Annotated in this window: 20 protein-coding genes; 16 read left to right on the forward strand and 4 right to left on the reverse strand. The window is 58.3% G+C overall.

Translation table 11 applies throughout. The features are described 5' to 3' along the window. The first annotated feature begins 137 nt into the window (after nucleotides 1-137). The 3 genes from rpiA (at nucleotide 138) to ppa (ending at nucleotide 2804) form a co-directional block, all read left to right on the forward strand. Entirely contained in the window at nucleotides 138-818 is a 681-nt protein-coding gene (gene rpiA / locus AC13D2_RS07250; protein WP_292048749.1) for a ribose-5-phosphate isomerase RpiA, read from the forward strand. Between the two features lie 216 nt (nucleotides 819-1034). After that, nucleotides 1035-2174 (forward strand): acyl-CoA dehydrogenase family protein, encoded by a 1140-nt coding sequence (locus AC13D2_RS07255; RefSeq protein ID WP_482938395.1) that lies wholly within the window; start codon nucleotides 1035-1037, stop codon nucleotides 2172-2174. A 102-nt stretch (nucleotides 2175-2276) separates the two neighbouring features. Beyond that, nucleotides 2277-2804 (forward strand): inorganic diphosphatase, encoded by a 528-nt coding sequence (gene ppa / locus AC13D2_RS07260; RefSeq protein WP_036210530.1) that lies wholly within the window; start codon nucleotides 2277-2279, stop codon nucleotides 2802-2804. Nucleotides 2805-2881: 77 nt separating this feature from the next. Here ppa and AC13D2_RS07265 read toward each other — a convergent pair whose 3' ends face one another. Beyond that, nucleotides 2882-3931, reverse strand: a complete 1050-nt coding sequence (locus tag AC13D2_RS07265) for a DUF2333 family protein (RefSeq protein WP_482938396.1) — start codon at nucleotides 3929-3931, stop codon at nucleotides 2882-2884. A 131-nt stretch (nucleotides 3932-4062) separates the two neighbouring features. After that, nucleotides 4063-6051: a bifunctional diguanylate cyclase/phosphodiesterase gene (locus tag AC13D2_RS07270; protein ID WP_482938397.1), complete on the reverse strand. Its 1989-nt coding sequence runs from the start codon at nucleotides 6049-6051 to the stop codon at nucleotides 4063-4065. Between the two features lie 199 nt (nucleotides 6052-6250). Here AC13D2_RS07270 and AC13D2_RS07275 point away from each other — a divergent pair, with 199 nt between their 5' ends. The 13 genes from AC13D2_RS07275 to AC13D2_RS07335 all read left to right on the forward strand — a co-directional run bounded on the left by AC13D2_RS07275 (nucleotide 6251) and on the right by AC13D2_RS07335 (nucleotide 20491). Continuing rightward, nucleotides 6251-7864 (forward strand): diguanylate cyclase, encoded by a 1614-nt coding sequence (locus AC13D2_RS07275; RefSeq protein ID WP_300497143.1) that lies wholly within the window; start codon nucleotides 6251-6253, stop codon nucleotides 7862-7864. A gap of 272 nt (nucleotides 7865-8136) precedes the next feature. Beyond that, nucleotides 8137-8577 (forward strand): type II 3-dehydroquinate dehydratase, encoded by a 441-nt coding sequence (gene aroQ, locus AC13D2_RS07280; RefSeq protein WP_300497140.1) that lies wholly within the window; start codon nucleotides 8137-8139, stop codon nucleotides 8575-8577. 28 nt (nucleotides 8578-8605) lie between these two features. After that, nucleotides 8606-9064, forward strand: coding sequence for an acetyl-CoA carboxylase biotin carboxyl carrier protein (gene accB / locus AC13D2_RS07285; RefSeq protein WP_300497137.1), 459 nt, complete (start codon nucleotides 8606-8608; stop codon nucleotides 9062-9064). A 16-nt stretch (nucleotides 9065-9080) separates the two neighbouring features. Further along, a complete protein-coding gene (accC, locus tag AC13D2_RS07290; RefSeq protein ID WP_300497134.1) occupies nucleotides 9081-10427 on the forward strand; it encodes an acetyl-CoA carboxylase biotin carboxylase subunit in 1347 nt (448 codons plus the stop codon). A 38-nt stretch (nucleotides 10428-10465) separates the two neighbouring features. Then, nucleotides 10466-11362 carry a 50S ribosomal protein L11 methyltransferase gene (prmA, locus tag AC13D2_RS07295; protein ID WP_292048756.1) on the forward strand — a complete coding sequence of 299 codons (897 nt, stop codon included), beginning with the start codon at nucleotides 10466-10468 and terminating at the stop codon, nucleotides 11360-11362. 62 nt (nucleotides 11363-11424) lie between these two features. After that, the gene (locus tag AC13D2_RS07300) at nucleotides 11425-12678 is read left to right on the forward strand and encodes a DUF3426 domain-containing protein (protein WP_292048757.1); all 1254 of its coding nucleotides are present in this window, start codon (nucleotides 11425-11427) and stop codon (nucleotides 12676-12678) included. 219 nt (nucleotides 12679-12897) lie between these two features. After that, nucleotides 12898-13893, forward strand: coding sequence for a tRNA dihydrouridine synthase DusB (gene dusB / locus AC13D2_RS07305; protein ID WP_292048797.1), 996 nt, complete (start codon nucleotides 12898-12900; stop codon nucleotides 13891-13893). Continuing rightward, entirely contained in the window at nucleotides 13890-14207 is a 318-nt protein-coding gene (gene fis / locus AC13D2_RS07310) for a DNA-binding transcriptional regulator Fis (protein WP_292048758.1), read from the forward strand. Before dusB ends, fis begins: the two co-directional genes overlap by 4 nt. A gap of 85 nt (nucleotides 14208-14292) precedes the next feature. Next, nucleotides 14293-15873, forward strand: a complete 1581-nt coding sequence (purH, locus tag AC13D2_RS07315; protein WP_292048759.1) for a bifunctional phosphoribosylaminoimidazolecarboxamide formyltransferase/IMP cyclohydrolase — start codon at nucleotides 14293-14295, stop codon at nucleotides 15871-15873. A gap of 21 nt (nucleotides 15874-15894) precedes the next feature. Then, on the forward strand, nucleotides 15895-17181 hold the full coding sequence (gene purD / locus AC13D2_RS07320; RefSeq protein ID WP_482938398.1) for a phosphoribosylamine--glycine ligase: 1287 nt from the start codon (nucleotides 15895-15897) through the stop codon (nucleotides 17179-17181). 44 nt (nucleotides 17182-17225) lie between these two features. Next, nucleotides 17226-18173, forward strand: coding sequence for an alpha/beta fold hydrolase (locus AC13D2_RS07325; protein WP_300498314.1), 948 nt, complete (start codon nucleotides 17226-17228; stop codon nucleotides 18171-18173). A 105-nt stretch (nucleotides 18174-18278) separates the two neighbouring features. After that, nucleotides 18279-19853, forward strand: a complete 1575-nt coding sequence (locus tag AC13D2_RS07330; protein ID WP_300498313.1) for a cation:proton antiporter family protein — start codon at nucleotides 18279-18281, stop codon at nucleotides 19851-19853. Then, nucleotides 19853-20491 (forward strand): methyltransferase domain-containing protein, encoded by a 639-nt coding sequence (locus AC13D2_RS07335; protein ID WP_300498311.1) that lies wholly within the window; start codon nucleotides 19853-19855, stop codon nucleotides 20489-20491. The genes AC13D2_RS07330 and AC13D2_RS07335 overlap by 1 nt, the downstream gene beginning before the upstream one ends. Here AC13D2_RS07335 and AC13D2_RS07340 read toward each other — a convergent pair whose 3' ends face one another. Together AC13D2_RS07340 and senA are read right to left on the reverse strand one after the other, a co-directional pair. Then, nucleotides 20492-21235 carry a putative 4-mercaptohistidine N1-methyltransferase gene (locus AC13D2_RS07340; protein WP_292048764.1) on the reverse strand — a complete coding sequence of 248 codons (744 nt, stop codon included), beginning with the start codon at nucleotides 21233-21235 and terminating at the stop codon, nucleotides 20492-20494. It lies immediately after the preceding gene. Nucleotides 21236-21244: 9 nt separating this feature from the next. Beyond that, nucleotides 21245-22621 carry a selenoneine synthase SenA gene (gene senA, locus AC13D2_RS07345; RefSeq protein ID WP_292048765.1) on the reverse strand — a complete coding sequence of 459 codons (1377 nt, stop codon included), beginning with the start codon at nucleotides 22619-22621 and terminating at the stop codon, nucleotides 21245-21247. Nucleotides 22622-22656: the final 35 nt, after the last annotated feature.

Here is a 22656-nt window from a genome sequence, read left to right on the forward strand (position 1 = left end):
GTCCGTCCGGAGTTGGATTGTCGTTGGGAAAACGGACAGTGTAGAAACTTTGCCGGGGTTCCGTCTATAAGCTCGCCCCACAGACGGGCTATAATGGCGGTTTGAACCACACTTTCCTGCGAAACCGGAGTTGATCGATGAATCAGGACGAACTGAAGAAAGCCGTCGCCAAGGCCGCACTGGACCATATCAGGCCGCACCTGGATCAGGAGAGCGTTATCGGCGTGGGTACCGGCAGTACGGCCAACTGTTTCATCGATTTGCTGGCGGATATCCGCACCGATTTCGATGGGGCCGTCGCCAGTTCCGACGCCACGGCAGAGCGCCTGAAAAGCCATGGTATTCCGGTGTACGACCTCAACAGTGCCGGCCCCCTTGAGTTTTATATCGACGGTGCCGATGAAACCAATGAACGCCTGGAGCTGATCAAGGGCGGCGGTGGCGCCCTGACCCGGGAAAAGATCGTGGCGGCAGTGGCCAAGACGTTTATCTGCATTGCCGATGGGTCCAAGAAGGTGGATATCCTGGGCGCGTTTCCGCTTCCGGTTGAAGTGGTGCCCATGGCCCGCAGTCATGTTGGCCGCGAAATCGTCAAGCTGGGCGGCGACCCGGTTTATCGTGAGGGTTTTACCACCGACAACGGCAATATCATTCTGGATATCCACAATCTGGATATTTCCCGCCCGATTCAGGTGGAAGAGCAGTTGAACAATATTGTGGGCATTGTGACCAATGGGCTGTTTGCTCGGCGGCCTGCGGATTTGTTGTTGCTTGGTACTGACGATGGGGTGAAGACGATCTCCCGCAAGGATGACTGACTTGGGAGGAAGCCACGAAGAGGTGGGGTCATCAGGGGCACGCTGTTAATACGTCCGTGTACGCTCGACAAAAACATCCCTGTTTTTGACGCCCCCTGATGACCCCACCTCTTCGTGGCTCTGACTCTTTTTGGGCCCTCCATGAACCAAGCGCTTGCTTGGTTCCTTTTTTTGCGTGAGACTGCTCTCATGATTTCCTATTGAGGGAGGCTTTCCGTGTCTGATTATTTCAACGATACCCATGAACAGGTTCGCCAGAGTGCCCGCAAGTTCGTTGCCACTCATGTGTTGCCCTATATAGACGACTGGGAGGAAGCTGGCGAGTTCCCCAGGGAGCTCTATAAGACCGCTGGGGATGCCGGGCTGCTTGGGGTCGGTTTTCCGGAGAGTCTTGGCGGCATTGGTGAAGGCGACATCTTCATGAAAGTCGCCGTCTCCGAGGAGCTGATGCGCTCCACCTCAGGCGGCCTGGTCGCCGGCCTGGGGTCGCTGGATATCGGCCTCCCGCCGGTGGCGAAATGGGCACGACCGGAGGTGAAAGAGGCCATCGTCCCGCCGGTGTTACGTGGTGAGAAAATCACTGCCCTGGCCGTCACCGAACCGGGCGGTGGTTCTGACGTTGCCAATATCAAGACACGGGCCGGCAGGGACGGCGATGACTACATCGTCAACGGCAGTAAAACCTTTATCACCAGTGGCATGCGCGCCGATCATTACACGGTTGCGGTTCGCACCGGTGGCGAAGGCCATGGTGGCATCAGCCTGTTATTGATTGACCGCGATATGCCCGGCTTTTCCACCGGCAAGAAGCTCAAGAAAATGGGCTGGTGGGCCAGCGATACGGCGGAGCTGTTTTTCGAGGACTGCCGGGTGCCTGCCAACCGCCTGATTGGCGCCGAGAATGCCGGCTTTATCGCGATCATGAGCAATTTCCTGTTCGAACGCCTCAGCTTATCGATCATGGCCTACATGACGGCTGAAATCGCCCTCGAAGCCTCGATAGCCTGGGCCAGCCAACGGGAGGCGTTTGGCCGGCCGGTGAACAAATTCCAGGTCACCCGTCACAAGCTGGTGGATATGGCCACGCAGGTGGACGTGGCGCGGGAGTATACTTATCGCTGCGCCGCACTGATGCAGGCAGGCAAGAACCCCATCAAGCAGGTTGCCATGGCAAAGAACTTTGCGGTGGAGGTGTGTGAGAAAGTCACCCGCGAAGCCGTTCAGATCCACGGCGGCATGGGCTATATGCGTGAATCCGTCGTAGAGCGGCTTTACCGGGATGGCAAGATCCTGTCGATTGGTGGCGGTACCGATGAGATCATGAAGGAATTGATTGCCAAACAAATGCAATTGTAGCGGTAAGGCGATACCAACGTTTAGTTTCGATCCACACCATTGTCCCGTATAATTGCGCCCACTTTTTAATCGCAGTTAAACGCACTTCAGAAAGGATCGATCATGAACTTCGACCATATCCCTGCTGGCAAAAACCCGCCGGAAGACATCTACGTCGCCATCGAAATCCCGTCCAACAGTTCCCCGGTGAAGTATGAGCTGGACAAGGACATGGGCGCTCTTCTGGTAGACCGCTTCATGGCAACTCCAATGTTCTACCCGGCCAACTACGGCTTCATTCCCCATACCCTGGCTGACGACGGCGACCCGATTGACGTGCTGGTGGTGACTCCGTATCCGGTACAGGCCGGTTCCGTGATTCGCTGCCGCCCGGTTGGCGTGCTGAACATGGAAGACGAAGCCGGTGGTGACGCCAAACTGGTTGCCGTCCCCCACGACAAGCTCACCAAGAGCTATACCGACGTGAAAGATGTCGAAGATCTTCCGCAACTTCTCCGCGACCAGATCCAGCACTTCTTCGAGAACTACAAGACGCTGGAGCCGGGCAAGTGGGTTAAGGTTCAGGGCTGGGCCAATGCAGCCGAAGCCAAGAAGGCCATCGAAGCGTCCGTGAAGGCCTACAAAGGCTGATCGGAGGAGCCTTCAGGCAACGACAAAAAACCGGGCTGCGTGGCCCGGTTTTTTTATGCGGCGATGCTGTATCGGCATCAGCCTCGGGTCAGCAGGTCACGCATGTCGCTGATCGCAGCGCTGGCGCGGGACAGATATGCCGCCATGGTCAATGAATGATTGGCCAGCACACCGAAGCCGCTGCCGTTCAGGATCACGGGGCTCCACATTTCGCCCTGCGCACCTTCCAGTTCGATGATGATCTGTTTGGCACTGGCCAGGGCGTTCTTGTCGTTAAGCACCTTGCGGAAGTCCACTTCAATGGCGCGGAAGATATGCAACAGGGCCCAGGCACTGCCGCGCGCTTCGTAGAACACGTCGTCTATCTTCGTCCAGGAAGTCTTGACCTCCTCGCCCATGACATCTTCCGACAGCGGGTCTCCGGGATTGACGTTGGACACAGCGTCAGACACCGACGCTTTACCGACGCTCTCACCAAGCGTGCGCGAAAGACTGCCCAGACGGGTTTCCAGGTCTGCCAACCAGTTGGCCAGATTATCGGCCCTGGCGAAGAACTGGGCATTGGGCTGATCCGGGCGTGACAAGCGATCCAGGTAGCTGCGAAGCGCCTGGATGCCACGCCGATATTCCGCCTCGGTGGACGGAATAGCCCAGCTGCCGCTGTCAAAGTGGAACTGGGGCTCGGCAATCGTCAGATCCGGGTCCTCAGCAGACTGGCTCTGGGAACGGCTGATGTCCTTGCGCATGGCGCGAGACAGGTCGCGAAGCTGAACGAGCACACCGTATTCCCAGTTGGGCATATTGTCGAGCCAAAGCCCTGGCGGGAATATGTCATTGGAAACGTAGCCGCCGGGCTTATCGAGAAGAGTCTCTGCAACCCGGATCATGGTTACCGTTGTTGCGAAACCGGCCACGGGTTCACGTTGCATTTCGTCTGCCACAGTGCGTGTGTGTTCGCGTACCGAGAACAGGTCTGGCTCACTACTCCAGATCATGCCGAGCACAATCGCAACAAGCAGGTAGACAACCACGACGGCCAGTATAAATTTACCGACAACCCCGCCACCGGTGTAATCCCGAACATCGTCTTTGCGATCACTGAAATACTGTCTGATTCTTCCTGGCATCGGTTTTCAGTTCCCCTGTCTGTCGTTATATCCCGTACGCTATCCGTTTACACACTGCGAATACCATGAAGCAACGGCAACGTTTATGCAATTTGCGACGTTTCTTGCGGCACTGGGGCCGCGATCAAACACTAGTATTCCGTCTCAAACGGCCGGCCTAGATGGTAACCCATTGCGCCATCAATACCGACACCCTGAAGTGCCGCATATTCACGGGCCGTTTCAACACCTGCAACGTAGACTCGAACGCCGCGACTGTGGGCGATGGTGGTCACGGATTCGAGGTAGAAGCGATTGTCGTCATGGCTATCGATATCATGAACGAAGCTGTTATCAATACGCAGCGCCTGGAACCTCAGATCCTTCAGGTAACTGAAGGGCACCCCACCTACACCGAACCGGTCGACAATCACAGGCAACTTGAGCCGGTTCAGCTCACGCACCAGGAGTCCCACCGCCGCACGGTGGTGGTGAATAGCTTGCTCTGAAATGCCGATCTGCATTCGCCGGCGCTCGCTGCCTGCAGCGGACAGCTGTTCCAGGAAATCCTTACGAAATGCCTCGCTGGCCACAGAAACCATGCCCAGACTTAATGCCAGACGGGTGTCCGGCTCCTGACGCAAAAGCACCAGGGAACGTTCAAGCACCCAGCGATCAATGTCAGGGATCATGCCGAACCGTTCCGCCATGGGCACAAAAATACCCGCCTTGATCCAGCCGTCCACCGTTTTCATTCGGGAAAAGACCTGGTGAAACAGCACTTCATCACCACCACTACTGATCATGGGCTGCATCCACAATGACATCTGTCCCTGTGCAATCGCTTCGCCAATCATGACTCGCCATTTTTCACTGTCATGGTGCTCAGGCCGGTCGCGATCAGCCGCATGACAGGCAGATCCCTCCTCCATCTGTGCTTGCCGGAGCGCTTCGTCGGCCGCCGACATCAGCTCACCCGCTTTGCGGGTTTCGGCGGCCTGGGCAATGCCTGCGTGAACAGCCACATCCATGGGAGCGGAGAGGTCCGAGTAGATGCCGTCCAGCTCCTCGACCAATTGACGACACCAGATCACGCCGTCGGCGCGTGAAACGCCAGGCAGGAAGACCGCAAACCCGGCGCCAGTCACGCGGCCGGCGAACGAATCGCTGTGGGCGTTAACAAAGGCATTCAGCGCACCCGCAATGCGAATCAGCATACGGTCGGCCTCGTCGCGGCCATAACTCTGGTTATACTGGGCGAACGCTCCCAACTGAATCAGGAACAGCACCCCTGGGGCGGACCGCTCTTCCGATTCCACTTCAACCTTTAGGCGCTGTTCGAACGCCCCCCGGCTCGCAAGCCCGGTCAGGCTGTCTTCGTTGTTGACCTTGCGCAGGTGCTGAATCAGTTTGGCCTGGCCCTCAAAGAGTCGACCGAGGTCATCCGCCATCTGATTCATGGCGTGGGTAACCTGGTTCAATTCCCGCGTGGAGGTAATGTCAACCCGGCGCCTGAAGTCCCGTTTACCCAAGGCCTTGGCCTGCTTCTCAACAGCCCTGAGCGGACGCATCAGGCGTGTCATCATCCAGAACAGGCCGATCAGCCCAAGGCCACCAATCAGGGCAGAGCCGGCCACGATTCTCACCGTCACCACCCACAGGTCTTCGTAGGCCCGGCCAGGGTGGCTTACGACCCGCACCTTGCCCAGCCGGCTCCAGCCACGCACCACTTCCGCTTCGCCCGCCGGCAGGGGCAGATCCGCCAGCGCCATAAACCAGTCCGGCACATCGACCTCACGCAGTGAGGTTTCCCGCCCGACCACTTCCTCACCCTGGTTATTGACGTAGACCACAGAGAGATAACGGCCACTGTCGAAAACCGCATCGATCAATGAAGATGAGGCCACCGGGTCGCGACCATCAATGGCACCGGACAATGAAAGGCCGATGGCCGTGGCGCCGTCCCGGGCGTGACCCTGGAGCTGGCCCGACAGGTAATCCCGGAACCGGTCAAAACTGACGCTTGCCGCTGCCACCAGGACGAGTAGTAACATGCCACCGGTAAACAGCAGCAGCAGACTCCGCAAGGTGATTACACCCCGCTGGCGAGAAACATGTCTGTCGTTTTGCGTCCGTGCCATCACTGGCAGCCCCTGTCTGAAGCAAGGATTGTCGGACATCTGATGTGACCTGTCCCGCAGAGTTGACAAACATTTACACTGCGTCACCTACGCCGACAACACTAAACACTATAGACTCTGCAAAAAGATTACTGTTGAAAATATCCGTCTGTACCGGAAACGGGCGGCTCAGAACGAGAAAAACACAGGCCGGAGCACCATGAACGACGAAAGCCAGAAAGACAAACTCAGGCAGCACTTCGCTCGCCGTGTCACCACCCAGGCACGCGTGGTCCTGGATACATGGCAAAAAATCCGTGAAGACACCGGCCAGTCTGCCGCTTTCAAGGGCGATTTTGCCAGGGCAGCCGACAAACTGGTTCGCTACGCAAAGCGCTTCGACATGGAAAGTCATGCCGATTCCGGGCGCCAGGTGTTTGACCTGATTGGTGAGTGGCCGGAAGGCAGCATGCTCCCCGAAGGCCTGGGTCGCAAACTCCAGGATGCCATTGAGCAACTGTCTCACTGCACGTCAAGACGGACCGACCAGGAAGCCAGTGAAGCCCCCCAGCAATATCGACGTACGCCTGTCTATATTGCTCTGGCCAGTGAAGAAATGGCCAGCCGCCTGATCCGCCAGCTTGAGTTTTTCGGCTTTCGTGCGTCGGCATTCAATACCGCCGACAAGCTGATCGAAGCCTGCGCACTCCACAAACCCGAAACCATCCTGATGGATGTTAACTACGGCGGCGAGCCCCTTAGCGGGATTGCCACCATTGAACGGCTTCAGGAACGCCACGACACTCCCATTCCCATCATCTTCATGAGCGATGAGGACGGCACCATAGAAACCCGCCTGCGGGCGTCCCGATGCGGTGGCGAGGAATTCTTTTACCCAGCAGTTGACCCCGGCCAGCTGATCGAAAAAATTGAAACCTACACCCATGGCAATACGGTGGAGCCTTACAAGGTTCTGGTGCTGGATGATTCTCGCGCCCAGGCCAAGTTCATGGAGACGGTGCTGAAAAAGGCCGGCATGAATGCCCACATCATCACCGACCCCATGGAAATCATTCATGCACTGGAATCGTTCTCGCCAGAGATCATCATTCTGGACATGTACATGCCCGGCTGCACCGGCATGGAGATCGCGCGGGTGATCCGCCAACAGGACCGTTTCCACAGCGTGCCGATCATTTACCTTTCTGCGGAGGAAGACGTTACCAAACAGCTGCATGCCATGAGCCTTGGGGGCGATGACTTCCTGACCAAGCCGATTGACCCGAAACATCTGATCTCCACGATACACAATCGTGGCCGCCGTGCCCGATCGCTGCTGGCGCTGATGATCCGCGACAGCCTTACCGGCCTGTTCAATCACACCCATACCCTGCACCTGCTTGATCAGGAGATCGTACGGGCGCGGCAGAAAGACCAACAACTGTGCTTTGCAATGATCGACATCGACTACTTCAAAAAGGTGAACGATACCTTCGGCCACCCCATTGGCGACCGTGTGCTGCGAAGCCTGTCCATGTTCCTGAAACAACGATTGCGCAAGACCGACCATATTGGCCGATACGGCGGCGAGGAGTTTGCCATTATCCTGCCGGCCACCCGCGAGAGTGACGCCCGCAATGTACTGAACGAAATCCGCGAGCGTTTCTCAGAGCTCTTGCAACCGGCTGGTGACCGAGAGTTTAACGTCACCTTCAGCTGCGGCGTTGCCGCATGGAAAGGCGATACATCTCAGGCCATCTGCGAACGTGCGGATAGGGCGCTTTACCGGTCCAAGGCCCAGGGCCGCAATTGCGTGACCGCCGCCGGCGACTGAATCCAACCGACACTGATTGGCCCTCCCCACCAACGGCCCCGCCCCGCTCTCGGGGCCGTTTTATGAAACCAACGTCTTATAGAACTCCTGATCACCCTTCACGACAATGACCGTGCAAACGACAAAGATTGCTTTTGTGTGGGTGAGATACTTTTCGACACATACCCGATTGTCAAAAAGTGTTGATCTGAAGACTTCAAGAACGCACCATTGAGGGAAAATGTCGCTAAATTCGGCGATCCTGTAAAAAAGTCAGCAAGGCAGACGAAATCATGTCGACCATACTCGTACTTCATGGCCCCAACCTGAACATGCTGGGAACCCGCGAGCCGGAGGTGTACGGCCACGAGACATTGGCGGACATTGACGACCGTTTGCATCGGAAAGCCGCCGAAGATGGCCATCACCTGCTACATTTACAGTCAAACGCGGAATATGAACTGATTGAGCGGATACATGAAGCCAGATCAGAAGGGGTTGATTTCATCATCTTCAACCCGGCGGCGCTCACCCACACCAGTGTTGCACTGCGGGACGCCATGCTGGCCTCGGGCATACCGTTTATTGAGGTCCATCTTTCCAACGTGCATGCGCGGGAAGCATTCCGTCATCACTCATACTTTTCTGATATCGCCGATGGCGTTATCTGCGGGCTGGGCAGCCTGGGGTACGACCTTGCACTCGAAGCCGCCCTGCAACGAATTCATCGATAGAACTGATTAAAACGGGATCGGACTGACTATGGACATTCGCAAGATCAAGAAACTTATCGAACTGCTGGAGGAATCCGACGTCGAGGAGCTGGAGATTCACGAGGGTGATGATTCTGTTCGCATCTCCCGACGCCGTGAACAACTGGCTGCGCCACAGTATATGGCCCAGTATCCCTCACCAGCACCCCAGCCCGCCTCACCGCAGCCGTCCGCGCCAGCCGCCGACGAGCCCGCAAAGCCGGCAGAGCCCTCCGGCCACGCGGTGAAGTCGCCAATGGTCGGCACCTTCTACCGCTCGCCCTCGCCCACCGCGAAAGCGTTCGTGGAAGTCGGACAGTCAGTGAAAGCCGGCGACGTGGTGTGCATCGTCGAAGCCATGAAGATGATGAACCAGATCGAGGCAGACAAGAGCGGCACCGTCGCCGAGATCCTGGTGGAAAACGGTCAGCCGGTCGAATTCGACCAGCCGATGATCATCATTTCCTGAACCCGGTGATACTCTCATGGCTATGTTAGAAAAAGTCCTGATCGCAAATCGCGGCGAAATTGCCCTGCGCATCCTGCGTGCCTGCAAGGAGCTGGGCATCAAAACCGTGGCTGTCCACTCCCAGATCGACCGCGACCTCATGCATGTTCGCCTGGCGGACGAGTCGGTCTGTATCGGCCCCAACAGTGCCACAGACAGCTACCTGAACATCCCGACCATTATCAGTGCGGCTGAAGTGACGGACTCCGTCGGTATCCATCCCGGTTACGGCTTCCTCGCCGAAAACGCGGATTTCGCTGAACAGGTCGAAAAAAGCGGCTTCCGCTTTATCGGCCCCAGAGCAGATACCATTCGCCTGATGGGCAACAAAGTCTCTGCCATCAACTCAATGATTGCGGCGGGTGTTCCCACCGTGCCGGGCTCCGACGGCCCATTGACGGATGACGACAACCGCACCCTGGAAATCGCCCGTAAAATTGGCTATCCGGTCATTATCAAAGCCGCCTCTGGCGGCGGCGGTCGTGGCATGCAGGTGGTTCATTCCGAAGCGGCCTTGCTAAAGAGCGTGCAGGTCACACAGTCGGAAGCGAAGAACTCTTTCGGGGACGCTACGGTTTATCTCGAAAAATATCTGGAACGCCCCCGCCACGTCGAAGTGCAGGTACTGGCGGATACCCACGGCAACGTCATTCACCTTGGCGACCGTGACTGCTCCATGCAACGTAGGCACCAGAAGGTCATCGAAGAAGCCCCTGCGCCGAATATCGACCCGGAAGCGCGCGAGAAAACCCTGAAAGCCTGTGTCGACGCCTGCAAGGAAATCGGCTACGTGGGTGCAGGTACGTTCGAGTTCCTGTACCAGGACGGCGCCTTTTACTTTATCGAAATGAACACACGGGTACAGGTGGAGCATCCGGTGTCGGAAATGGTGACCGGTGTCGATATCGTTCGCGAGCAGTTGCGTATCGCCAGTGGCCTACCCCTGCAATACAGCCAGGACGAGATCAAGATTACCGGCCACGCGCTGGAATGCCGCATCAACGCAGAAGACCCGCAAACCTTTGTACCTAGCCCAGGCAAGGTCAAACACTTCCATGCGCCTGGTGGTAACGGCGTACGGGTCGACTCTCACCTGTACAGCGGTTATACGGTACCCCCGTTCTACGACTCCATGGTTGCCAAGCTGATTACCTGGGGAGACGATCGGGAGATCGCCCGCCGCCGTATGAAGAATGCGCTGGATGAACTGGTGGTCGAGGGCATCAAGACGAATCAGGCGCTGCACAGGAAACTGGTGCGCGATGGTGGCTTTAAACAGGTAGACTTCACCATCCATTATCTGGAAAAACTGATACGGGACTGACCCGATCAGTCGATTCGTCTACCAAACAGGACACCCACATGCCCTGGATACAACTACAGATCCCAGCTGATCCGGAGAACGCGGACCAGCTTGAGGATCTGCTCATGGAGATGGGCGCTGAGGCCGTCTCCATGGAAGATGCCGCAGACCAGCCCCTGTACGAGCCCGACCCGGGCACAACGCCGCTCTGGCACCAGACCAGCGTCACCGGCCTGTTCGGGTCCGATCGCGACATCGAAGAGCTCTGCGCCGCCGTTAAGGATGCCTGGCATCAGCAGACACAACAGTCACTGCCCGACATCGACGTTACCCTGGTGGAGGACAAGGACTGGGAGCGTGAATGGATGGACGATTTCAAGCCGCTGCGCTTCGGTGACCGGCTATGGATCGTACCCAGCTGGCATGACGCTCCAGACCCACACGCCGCCAACCTGCTGCTGGATCCCGGCCTGGCCTTTGGTACCGGAACCCACCCCACCACGGCTCTATGCCTGGAATGGCTTGATGGTCAGAACGTGACCTCACGGCAAGTGATCGACTATGGCTGTGGCTCCGGCATACTGGGTCTTGCGGCCCTGTTGCTGGGCGCCGACCACGTTATCGGGGTCGACACAGACCCCCAGGCACTGGAGGCCAGCCGGGAAAACGCGCGCCGCAACAAGGTTGAAGAAGACCGGCTGGACCTGTTCCTGCCCGGGGATGAACCCGATACCATGGCGGACATCATGCTGGCCAACATACTGGCTCAGCCATTGATTGGCCTCGCGCCCAGGTTGGCTGCAAAGGTAAAACCGGGCGGTGATATTGTGTTGTCCGGCATACTGTCCAACCAGGCCCGGGAGGTCATGGAGGCCTACGAGCCCTGGTTCATCATGGACGAGCCGGAACAACGCGAGGAGTGGATACGGCTCACAGGACGGCGCAACGACAGGTGACGAACTCTTACGAACCAACTAAACTCCGTGACTCGTAGCGACGCCGCTTACAGGAAAGAAGCATGACCCAGAGCAGCCTGCAGACACGATGCCCAAAATGTGAAACCCGATTCCGGGTCACCGACGCACAGCTGAGCGTAGCCAGCGGAAAAGTGCGTTGCGGCAACTGCATGGCGGTGTTCAATGCCGTCGAACACCGGATAAGCGAGGGCGCTTCAGGCATTTCCAGCCAAAAGAGCGGCCCGGCCGCATCGGAACAGCAGGATGCTCCGGCAGATCCAGGGTTCACCTCGGATGATGACCTGATTTTTGCGGACAACCCTGAGGAAGATGCTGCTGAGGGCCCATACGCCGGTACCCGGCTGACCTTCTCCGACGACGAACTGAGCGACAGCTTTCGCACCGTCGACGAGCGCAGCAGTGGCACGTTCGAGACCGACAATGGCGACGTAACCGACGAAAAAATCGATGAAAGCTGGGCCGAGGCGATGTTGTCCGAAGAAGACGACACCAGACGCAGGGCCAAGCCCGCCCCTACAGAACCCGAGCCACCAGAAGAACCTGTGGAGTTCGACCAACCACAATCAGAGCCCCCCGAAAACGAGCCATTTGAAGAACCGGCGTGGGATGAGCCCGAAGAAACACCACGGGAACCCGAAGACCTGAGCCTGGAACCCGTAGACAACGCGGATGGTTTCTACGTCGATGAACCTCAATCATCATCCTTCGACTATGACGCCGGCCCGGTGACTGACAACGAACCTCTAGTCGCCGTTTCCCCGTACAGCAACCTGCGCAGGGAACCGGTCTCTGTGGCAGGCAATGGCAGGGGGCGCGTGAGAACGGCGCTATGGACCCTGATCGTCCTCGCGCTGCTCGGCGTCCTGGTGGCGCAAGTCACCTGGTTCCAGTTCGACCGCCTGTCTTCCATACCGGAACTGCGCCCCTTTTACGAACAGGGCTGCGAGATCGCCGGTTGCGAACTGAACCCGCTACTCAATGTGGATGCCATCCAGAGCCGCAAATTGGTAGTTCGAACCAACCCGGAAAACCGCAGCCAACTGGTGGTCGATGCCGTCATCATCAACCGGGCCGCTTTTGAACAGCCATTCCCCGCCATCGCCCTGACGTTTTCCAACCTGAATGGTGATGTGGTCGCCCAGAGTGTGTTCACACCGGACGAGTACCTGGCGGGAGACGGCCGTGATCTTGAGGCAATGCCCACCGATACCCCGGTCAGAATCGTCATCAACATCCGCGACCCTGGAAAGGACGCCGTGAACTACAATATAGCCTTCCGCGCCTATCAGGAGTAAGCAAGTCCTCACTCAACAGAAAATGGGTGCGGCCACCGAATAGACCGAAAGTCAACCAGAAAGGACGAAAAATAATCAATTTTTTCATGGCTTCGCCCCTTCAATAGGATCTCTGCCAGCGGTATCATTACCGCCCTTCGGATCAGGATCGATTACTTATTGAGCAGCCGATCACATCCGACGTTCGCTTAACCCGCTGTTACACGGATTCAGATCATGCTGCCAACGGCAAAAATCGGGCCGTATACCCTGCCCAATCCGTTGATTGTTGCACCCATGGCCGGTGTAACAGACCGGCCTTTTCGCCTGCTCTGCCGGCGAATGGGCGCTGGGCTGGCTGTATCCGAGATGGTCATTGCGGACAGCAAACTGTGGCATACGCGCAAGTCACAAACGCGCATGAACCATGAAGGCGAACCCGAGCCCCGCTCTGTGCAGATTGCCGGCGGCGATCCTGAAATGCTGGCCAACGCCGCAAGGCTAAATGCCGAGTTCGGCGCCCAGATCATCGACATCAACATGGGGTGCCCGGCCAAGAAGGTGTGTAACAAGGCCGCCGGCTCAGCACTGATGAAAGATGAGGCGCTGGTGCGGGATATCCTGGAAGCGGTCGTGTCCGCCGTTGACATCCCGGTGACACTGAAGATGCGCACAGGTTGGGACAGGGAACATCGGAATGCGCCACTGATTGCCCGCATGGCAGAAGACGCTGGCATCCAGGCCCTGGCCATTCATGGTCGTACCCGCGCCGATGCCTACAAGGGCGAAGCCGAGTACGACACGATCGCCGACGTGAAGTCCCGGGTGAGCATTCCAGTATTTGCCAACGGCGACATCAACTCGCCGGAACAGGCACAGCATGTACTGAAGTTCACCGGTGCTGACGGGCTGCTAATCGGCCGTGGCGCACAGGGCCGGCCCTGGATTTTCCGGGAGATCCTGCATTTCCTGGAAACCGGCAGGCACCTTGCAGAGCCGCCTGTGGATGAGGTGGAACAGGTACTAAGCGAACACCTGGACGCCCTGCACCGCTTCTACGGCGAAACCATGGGCGTACGAATTGCCAGGAAACACGTGGGCTGGTACCTCCAGTCCCACGACGAAGACAAACAGTTCAGAAAACGCTTCAACGCCATTGACGACGCGATGGCGCAGAAAGACAGTATTCAACAGTACTTTGCAGGCTTACGAAATGGAGAGGTATTCGCAGCATGACCGCTGAGACTTTGGCTAAAGAGAACCTGACCCCACCGGCCAACGATGATATTCATCAATTGCAAACGGTGAACGGCAGCGGCAACACGGTTACCCTGCGCGACAGCGTGGAAGTTGCCCTTAAAAACTATTTCGCCCAACTCGATGGCGCCCCAGTGACCGAGGTCTATCAACTGGTGTTATCGGAAGTCGAGGCTCCGCTGCTCGAACAGGTGATGAAATACACCCGCAACAACCAGACCAAGGCATCGACCATGCTTGGCCTGAATCGCGGCACCCTGCGCAAGAAGCTCAAACAGTACGGTCTGCTATAATCCAGCTACCCGATTGCAACGAGGGCCTCCCGGACACCATTCGCGAGGCCTTCATTCGTTCATACCCAGCAGAAATAAGTGACCCATGGCAAATCAGGCTAATACCCCCGTCCGTCGTGCGCTGATCAGCGTGTCTGATAAAACCGGTATCGTTGAATTCGGCCGTGCACTGACCGATCGCGGCATCGAACTGCTCTCTACCGGTGGCACCTTTCGCCTCCTCCAGGACAATCAGGTACCCGTCACCGAAGTCAGTGACTACACCGGCTTCCCGGAAATGATGGATGGCCGCGTCAAAACCCTGCACCCGAAAATCCACGGCGGCATCCTGGGGCGTCGCAGCATCGACGACGCGGTGATGGCAGAGCACAACATCAACCCTATCGACATGGTGATTGTAAACCTCTACCCATTTGAGGATGCCATCGCCAAGCCGGACTGCGACCTCGCCACCGCCATTGAGAACATCGACATTGGCGGGCCAACCATGGTTCGCGCGGCCGCCAAGAACCACAACGATGTGGCCATTGTGGTGAACGCCTCCGATTACAGCCGGGTCCTGAAAGAGCTGGAAGCCAACGACGGCGAGCTGAGCTACACCACGCGCTTCGACCTGGCTGTGAAGGCCTTCGAGCACACTGCCGGCTATGACGGTGCTATCGCCAATTATCTTGGTGGTCGCACCGCCGATAACGACAACGCCGACTTCCCTCGCACCTTCAATACCCAGTTCCTGAAGGTTCAGGACATGCGCTACGGAGAGAACCCCCACCAGCGGGCTGCCTTCTACACCGAGCGTAACCCCAGGGAAGCCTGCATTGCCACGGCCAAACAGCTTCAGGGCAAGGAACTGTCTTACAACAACGTCGCCGACACCGACGCCGCGCTGGAATGCGTCAAGCCCTTCGCCGATCCCGCCTGCGTGATCGTCAAGCACGCCAACCCCTGCGGTGTGGCCATCGGTGCTGACATCCTACAGGCCTATGATCTGGCCTTCGCCACCGACCCCACCTCTGCGTTTGGCGGCATCATTGCCTTTAACCGAGAACTGGACGCGGAAACCGCCAAGGCCATCATTGACCGCCAGTTCGTGGAAGTAATCATCGCCCCAACCATCGCTCCGGAGGCATTGAAGCTGGTTGCCGCCAAGAAGAATGTCCGCCTGTTGGCCTGCGGCGGATTTGATGGTGAGCGCGCCAAGTCCCTGGACTACAAGCGCGTCACCGGTGGTCTGCTGGTTCAGGACCGCGATCTGGGCATGGTGGCGATGGAAGACGTCAAGGTGGTCAGCGAGCGTGAGCCGTCCGAGCAGGAGCTGAACGATCTGCTGTTTGCCTGGGAAGTGGCCAAGTACGTCAAGTCCAACGCGATCGTTTACGCCAAGGCCGGGCGCACCATCGGCGTGGGAGCCGGCCAGATGAGCCGGGTATACAGTGCGAAAATCGCCGGCATCAAGGCCGCCGACGAAGGCCTTGAAGTCAAAGGCTCGGTGATGGCATCCGATGCCTTCTTCCCGTTCCGGGATGGTATCGACGCCGCCGCTGAAGCCGGCATTACCGCCGTGATCCAGCCAGGCGGCTCCATGCGCGACCAGGAAGTGATCGACGCTGCCAACCAGCACGGCATTGCCATGGTGTTTACCGGCATGCGCCACTTCCGGCACTAATCCGACACACAGGAACCGACCATGAATATTCTTGTTATTGGCTCCGGCGGTCGCGAACACGCCCTCGCCTGGAAAGCCGCCCAGTCACCGGGCGCGGATCGTGTATTTGTCGCACCGGGCAACGCCGGCACCGCCCGCGAACCCGGCCTGGAGAACATCAACATTGACGTCATGGACCTCAATGGTCTGGCGGACTTTGCCGCGGCCAACCATGTGGGCCTGACCATTGTCGGCCCCGAGGCGCCGCTGGTTGATGGCATTGTGGACCTGTTCGAAGAGCGCGGTTTGCGGGTGTTCGGCCCCAGCGCCGGTGCCGCGCAACTGGAAGGCTCCAAGGCCTTCACCAAGGACTTCCTGGACCGTCAGAACATCCCCACCGCCGCCTACGCCAATTTCACCGACGTGAACCAGGCACTGGATTATGTACGCAAGCAGGGCGCGCCTATCGTCGTAAAAGCCGATGGCCTCGCCGCCGGCAAAGGCGTGATTGTCGCCATGACGCTGGAAGAAGCCGAAGATGCCATTCGCGATATGCTGGCGGGCAATGCCTTCGGCGATGCCGGTAGCCGCGTGGTGGTCGAGGAGTTCCTGGACGGCGAGGAAGCCAGTTTTATCGTGATGGTGGATGGCGAGCACGTGTTGCCCATGGCCACCTCCCAGGACCACAAACGCGTGGGCGATGGCGACACCGGCCCCAACACCGGCGGCATGGGTGCCTACTCCCCGGCTCCGGTGGTCACTCAGGATGTCCATAAGCGAATCATGGATGAGGTAATCTATCCCACCGTTCGCGGCATGGCGGCGGAAGGCCATCCCTATAAGGGATTCCTGTACGCAGGCCTGATGATCGATGGCGAAGGTGCCCCCAAGGTTATTGAATTCAACTGCCGCTTTGGCGATCCGGAAACCCAGCCCATCATGCTGCGGATGAAATCGGATCTGGTGGAACTCTGCGGTGCCGCCATTGACGGCAGGCTTCACCAGTGCCGTTCAGACTGGGACGAGCGCGCTTCCGTGGGCATCGTGCTGGCTGCGGGCGGCTATCCTGGCAGCTACAACAAGGGCGACGTCATATCCGGGCTGCCAGAATCGGAAACCGAGGGCGAGAAGGTCTTCCACGCCGGTACCCGTTTGAACGGGGAACAGGTGGCTACCAACGGTGGACGAGTGCTGTGCGCCACGGCCCTGGGCAATACCGTCACGGAGGCACAGAAGCGCGCCTACGAGGTAGCTGCGCGCATTTCATGGGACGGTGCCTTCTATCGCAAGGACATTGCCTATCGCGCGATTGCCAGGGAAAACACCTGATAGCGCAGGCCCGAATCTGCCCACTCTTCGCAAGGAACGCTCTGATGGCTCAACGATCTGTCCTGTCGACCCTCTCAATACTGATCATCACCTTGATGATCAGTGCCTGTTCCCGCCAGGCTCTGTATGACAACGCCATTGGCTGGGAACGCTCCAGTGCCGGGCTGGAGGAATCCAGTATCACCGTTGGTGAGATGACCATTGCCTACCTGAGCAATGCAGAGCCGGTGGACGGCGACACCATCGTGCTCGTCCATGGCTTTGGCGCCAACAAGGACAACTGGACCCGACTGGCGCGGCAGTTGACGGATGAGTTCAACGTTTACGCCATCGACCTGCCCGGCCATGGTGACAGCAGCAAGGAGCTGGACCTGGGATATCGATTCGAGGATCAGGTCAGGCACCTGTCGAGGATTCTCGATGCTCTGGGCGTCCAGAGAGCGCACATGATGGGCAACTCCATGGGCGGCGCCATCACCGCTCTCTATGCAGCGACCTACCCGGACCAGATCCTCACCGCCACCCTCTTTGATCCGGCGGGAATTTTTGAGTACGACAGCGAGTTGGTCAGCCTGGTCATGGGCGGTGACAATCCGCTGATCCCCTCCCAGGAGGGCGACTTTGAACGCCTGGTTGATTTTGCGCTGGAGAAGAAACCCTTCGTGCCCTGGCCCATTTACGACATCATGGAAGAGAAGGCCATTGCCAACCGCGACGTCAACGAAGTGATTTTCGATGCCATCCGGGATACCGGTTACGAGGATGACTTCCGCAATGCCATCACCCGCATCCAGGCACCGGTTCTGGTGGTCTGGGGTATGGAAGACCGGGTGATCAACTATCGCAACGCTGATGTGTTCGTCGAGCGAATCCCAGATGCCCGTAAAGTGCTTCTGGAAGGCGTCGGCCACGCCCCCATGGTCGAGGTGCCAGAAGAATCCGCACGCTTGTTCCGCGAGTTCGTCGCAACCGCCACCGGCCAGGGAAAGTGATCGCCAACGCGTGATAACTGGCACGACAAGTCAGTTTTGACTACACGGCCCGACAGAAACACGGTAGCCTTGCCAGAGTCGTATTTCTAAACCGTGACGTGACCCATGCCCGAAGCACTATGGATTTCCTTTGCCTTTGTCCTCGGCCTGACGGTCAAAGCCATTGGCCTGCCGCCCCTGGTGGGATACCTGGCAGCGGGGTTTGTGCTGAGTGGTCTCTCCGCCGCCACTGACCTCGCCATTGAAGCTACCGATGTTCTTGAACACATTGCCCACCTGGGCGTCCTGTTGCTGCTGTTTACCGTTGGCCTGAAGCTCAAGCTACGCTCCATCATCAGCCCTGAAGTCATCGGTGGCAGTCTGCTGCACTTTGGCATCACCTGTGCGGTGTTTACCCCCGGCCTCTACCTGCTGATGGAGCTCACGTGGCAGACCGCATTTCTGCTCGCCATTGCGCTCTCTTTTTCCAGTACGGTACTGGCGGCCAAGGTGCTGGAGACCAAGCGTGAATTGAGGGCCTTCCATGGACGCGTCGCCATCGGAATCCTGATCATGCAGGATCTGGTTGCCCTCGTGGTGATGAGCCTGGCCGCCGGCCAGACGCCCTCCCAGTGGGCGCTCATCATCTTTGGCCTGCCCCTGCTCAGACCACTGCTGTTCAAACTTCTGGACGCCAGTGGCCACGATGAGTTGCTGGTTCTGCTCGGGCTCCTGCTGGCCCTGGTGCTTGGCGGGCTCGGCTTTGAAGCAGTTGGGCTGAGTTCGGAGCTTGGCGCCCTGGTGTTAGGTGCCATGCTGGCCAATCATCCTCGCGCCCAGGAGCTGACCAAATCGCTTTGGAGCGTAAAGGAAATGTTCCTGGTGGGCTTTTTCCTGCAGATTGGTATCGGCGGCCTGCCGGATGGTGAGGCATTGCTATTTGCAGCCGTAGCGCTGCTAGTAGTGCCCCTGAAGGGAGTACTGTTTTTTTTCCTGTTGTTGGCCTTCCGCCTGCGCTCGCGCAGCAGTTTCCTGAGCGCCCTGTCACTGACCAATTACAGTGAGTTTGGCCTTATCGTGGCCAGTGTTGCCCTGCCGGAATGGTTGGTGCCGCTGGCCATCACCGTAGCGCTGTCCTTCGTGGTGTCCGCCCCCGTGAACCGGCTTTCCCACGCGGTCTATGAGCGTTTCAGTGCTCGCCTGGCTCGTTTCGAAAGCCAGCGGCGCCACCCCGATGAGCAACCCATCTCCCTGGGTAACACCAGATTACTCGTGATGGGTATGGGTCGTACCGGCTCAGCCGCCTATGACCAGCTTGCTCATGAGGAGCCACTGATCAAGGCGCTTGACTCCGATCCGGCAAAGGTGGAAAAACACCAGAGGGAAGGACGCAATGTGGTCTTTGGTGACGCGGAGGACATCTCTTTCTGGCAGGGGCTGCACATGCCGGCGGTTGAAGCCGTCATCCTTGCCATGGGCGACATCGAAGGCAAACTGATCGCCGCCAGAAACCTTCGGAAAAAGGGGTTCACCGGTTATATCGTGGCGCATACCCTGTACGCCGACGAAGCAGAACGAATTCGCGAAGCCGGTGCGGACGAGGCCTATCTCACGATGAGCGAAACCGGTGTTGCCCTGGCAAGCCAGGTGTTGCACCGCAACCACCAGGCACCACCACCGACGGAGAACGCAAAAGCCTGATGCACGAACTTATGGTTCCGGACGGCATGATGACCCAGATGACATCCCTGCACGAGGAGCGTCTGGATTTCGTATTGCGTACTCTGAAGTCAACCGGGGCAAAGCGTGTACTGGACCTGGGTTGTGGTTCCGGCTCCCTGCTCTACCGGATGCTGGCGGACGACCAATTTGAGAGCATAACCGGCCTGGAAGATTCCGGTGTGTCTCTGCAGCAGGCCCGTGCCGTGCTCGCCGAATACCTGCGCGAGGAAACCCCGAGAATCCGACTGGTCCGCGGCTCCTACGCCGAGAGCAACGCGGCCCTGACCGGCTACGACGCGGCCGCCATGGTAGAAACCATTGAACATGTCCCGCCGGAGCAGCTATCAAAGGTGGAACGCGCGGTGTTCGGGGAATACCGGCCAGGGTATCTGTTTATGACCACCCCAAATCGGGAGTATAACCCCCTGTTCGACCTGGCACCGGGTGAATTCCGCGAGGAAGACCATAAATTCGAATGGGACAGAGCCAAGTTCCAGCGCTGGGCCAGTGGCGTGGCGGAGCGCAATGGCTATGACGTGCGATTTGGAGGTATTGGAGACTATGTACCCGGGGTTGGGCACCCCACGCAGACGGCGCTTTTTGCCCGCCGGGACTGATCATCGGATTCGACGCCAGGCACTGAGCTCCGCAATGGTGTGCTGAAACTTACGCCGGGTTTCCCGAATGACAAACGGCACGTCCCTGGGCGGCTGACTCTCTTCAAAATGATGCGAGAGTATCTCTTTCATTCCCTGATAGACCGTATACGGCTGGCCATTGCGTTCGTACCCGCCGATCCAGTTGGCAATCGGGGTGAATTCATCCATCAAGGTGTAGGGCGAGCTGATTACCAGTGAGCCACCCACCGCCAGGCGTCGATGGATACTTTCCAGAAAGGCGCCCGGATCCTGAAGGCGGTCGATCAGATTGCCGGCGAAGACCAGATCATAATCCACATGTTCCGGCCCCAGGTTGCTGGCGTCACCGGTGGCAAATGATACTTTTTCAGCCGCCCGGTCGAGACCCAGGGCATTCAGGCTCACCGTTATCCGCTCGCCAAGCTCCCCTTCGTCGCGGCGAAAGTAATCGATCTCACCGGTCTTCTGAAGCGTTGTAGCCGCATCGATAAACCGGCGGGAAAGATCCACCCCCACCACATGATCAAAGACCCGACCAAGCTCAAAGGCGGTTCGGCCTACGGCACACCCCAGGTCAAGCGCCCGTCGTTTATCCCGGCCCGCCATCAATTCCTGGCAGATACCGGCGCAGCGGGCGGGATAATTTCCTACCCCAAAGTGGCTTTCACCAAAATGAAACCCCAGGTACTGCCCGAGTAATTCGTCAGTCTCGTAAACGTTCATATATGATCCTCACCGTGTACCGGAAGCTGCATCAGACAGCGCACAGGTGCGAAACCCGGTGTACACGTCGTTGCGCAGGGGCAGGTAGGCTTGTCGGTAAGTACCCCGAATCAGGCACGAGGATGTCGCACACCCGCCGCCCCGGGTCACCTTATGATCACCGAACTGCAAGGTGGACATAAAGGGGTACATATCGACCCTGAATCCGTCGTAGGGAAGAAACTGACTGCTGGTCCATTCCCAGACGCCGCCAATCATCTGGCGACAGCCGGAACGGCTCTCACCCGCCGGATAATCCCATACCGGCTGTTGCGCCATATGGGTGGCGTCGAGATCCGCGTGGTCGGGAGTTGGCCGTTCATTCCCCCAGGGAAAACGGCGAAATTCCTCGCCACTCCGGTTACCCAGTGCCGCTGCCTCCCACTCCACTTCTGTTGGCAAGCGCCGGCCCGCCCAATGGCAATAGGCCTCAGCCTCCCAATAGCTGACGTGGGCGACAGGCGCATCCAGGTTCAGGGCCTGCCAGCGGTCAAACACACGCTCCTGCCATTCGCCCTCGTGCCAGCGCCAGTAAAGCGGGTGCCTGGGCTCCCGTAACATTGGTTGGGCGCTGCCATGCACCAGGGAAATATCAATATCGGTACTCAACCACTTGCGCCCTCCGAAAGACCAGAGTTCCGGTCGCCGGTAGCCTTCATCCTCAACGAACGCCAGAAACTCCCGGTTGGACACAAGGGTGCGGGAGATGGCAAAGGGCTCCACCGGGGTTTCGAAACGCGGCTTTTCCCCATCAAAGGCAAAGTCTGTGGTGGCGTAGCAGGCAGACTCGCCCGGCATTCCGATCTGGTAGCGACCGCCGGGGATGAGTGCATCCCCGGCCAGAGGTTCCGAACGCTCTGGCAAGGCGCCAACAAAGCCAGGGGGAGCTGGCAGGTCAACCGTCTGCCGACACCACGTCATCGATTCAATGTGCATGTGCTGGTGATAAATGGCGTAACGATAGAGGTACAGGGCCTCGTCGGTCAGTGGTTGCTGTGCGATGCGCGAGGCAACGCGATCGTAGATGATGTTGAAATACTGAAGGGTTTGCTCTCGACCGGGGAAGAGCTTGCGACTCCAACGGTCTCCGTGGTCGATGTGAAACGAATCCCAGAGGTCGTCCATGGACGGATCGTAGCTCGGGGTACCATCCAGACGGTTAAAAACGAACACTTCGTAGAAAAAGCTCGCGTGCCCCATTTCCCAAAGTGGCGGGTTCACACCCGGGTGGTAGGGCACCTCAAGCTGCTCATCACTGAGGGAGCCAACCAGTTCAAAGGTCCGGTGGCGGGTCGCTTCCAACTCGGCCAGCAATTCTGTTTTTTGCGCCTGTTCGCTCTGCGTCATGTCGGCTCCGTTGATTTACCCGTTTCTCGCTTTCA

The sequence above is a fragment of the Marinobacter sp. B-12 genome (assembly GCF_056857915.1).

What these genes read in the sequence shown, in the direction of transcription:
- rpiA (WP_292048749.1), top strand. Translation starts at nt 138, where the DNA reads ATGAATCAGGACGAACTGAAGAAAGCCGTCGCCAAGGCCGCACTGGAC.
- ppa (WP_036210530.1), top strand. Translation starts at nt 2,277, where the DNA reads ATGAACTTCGACCATATCCCTGCTGGCAAAAACCCGCCGGAAGACATC.
- AC13D2_RS07265 (WP_482938396.1), bottom strand. Translation starts at nt 3,931, where the DNA reads ATGCCAGGAAGAATCAGACAGTATTTCAGTGATCGCAAAGACGATGTT.
- AC13D2_RS07270 (WP_482938397.1), bottom strand. Translation starts at nt 6,051, where the DNA reads ATGGCACGGACGCAAAACGACAGACATGTTTCTCGCCAGCGGGGTGTA.
- AC13D2_RS07275 (WP_300497143.1), top strand. Translation starts at nt 6,251, where the DNA reads ATGAACGACGAAAGCCAGAAAGACAAACTCAGGCAGCACTTCGCTCGC.
- aroQ (WP_300497140.1), top strand. Translation starts at nt 8,137, where the DNA reads ATGTCGACCATACTCGTACTTCATGGCCCCAACCTGAACATGCTGGGA.
- accB (WP_300497137.1), top strand. Translation starts at nt 8,606, where the DNA reads ATGGACATTCGCAAGATCAAGAAACTTATCGAACTGCTGGAGGAATCC.
- accC (WP_300497134.1), top strand. Translation starts at nt 9,081, where the DNA reads ATGGCTATGTTAGAAAAAGTCCTGATCGCAAATCGCGGCGAAATTGCC.
- prmA (WP_292048756.1), top strand. Translation starts at nt 10,466, where the DNA reads ATGCCCTGGATACAACTACAGATCCCAGCTGATCCGGAGAACGCGGAC.
- AC13D2_RS07300 (WP_292048757.1), top strand. Translation starts at nt 11,425, where the DNA reads ATGACCCAGAGCAGCCTGCAGACACGATGCCCAAAATGTGAAACCCGA.
- fis (WP_292048758.1), top strand. Translation starts at nt 13,890, where the DNA reads ATGACCGCTGAGACTTTGGCTAAAGAGAACCTGACCCCACCGGCCAAC.
- purH (WP_292048759.1), top strand. Translation starts at nt 14,293, where the DNA reads ATGGCAAATCAGGCTAATACCCCCGTCCGTCGTGCGCTGATCAGCGTG.
- purD (WP_482938398.1), top strand. Translation starts at nt 15,895, where the DNA reads ATGAATATTCTTGTTATTGGCTCCGGCGGTCGCGAACACGCCCTCGCC.
- AC13D2_RS07325 (WP_300498314.1), top strand. Translation starts at nt 17,226, where the DNA reads ATGGCTCAACGATCTGTCCTGTCGACCCTCTCAATACTGATCATCACC.
- AC13D2_RS07330 (WP_300498313.1), top strand. Translation starts at nt 18,279, where the DNA reads ATGCCCGAAGCACTATGGATTTCCTTTGCCTTTGTCCTCGGCCTGACG.
- AC13D2_RS07335 (WP_300498311.1), top strand. Translation starts at nt 19,853, where the DNA reads ATGCACGAACTTATGGTTCCGGACGGCATGATGACCCAGATGACATCC.
- AC13D2_RS07340 (WP_292048764.1), bottom strand. Translation starts at nt 21,235, where the DNA reads ATGAACGTTTACGAGACTGACGAATTACTCGGGCAGTACCTGGGGTTT.
- senA (WP_292048765.1), bottom strand. Translation starts at nt 22,621, where the DNA reads ATGACGCAGAGCGAACAGGCGCAAAAAACAGAATTGCTGGCCGAGTTG.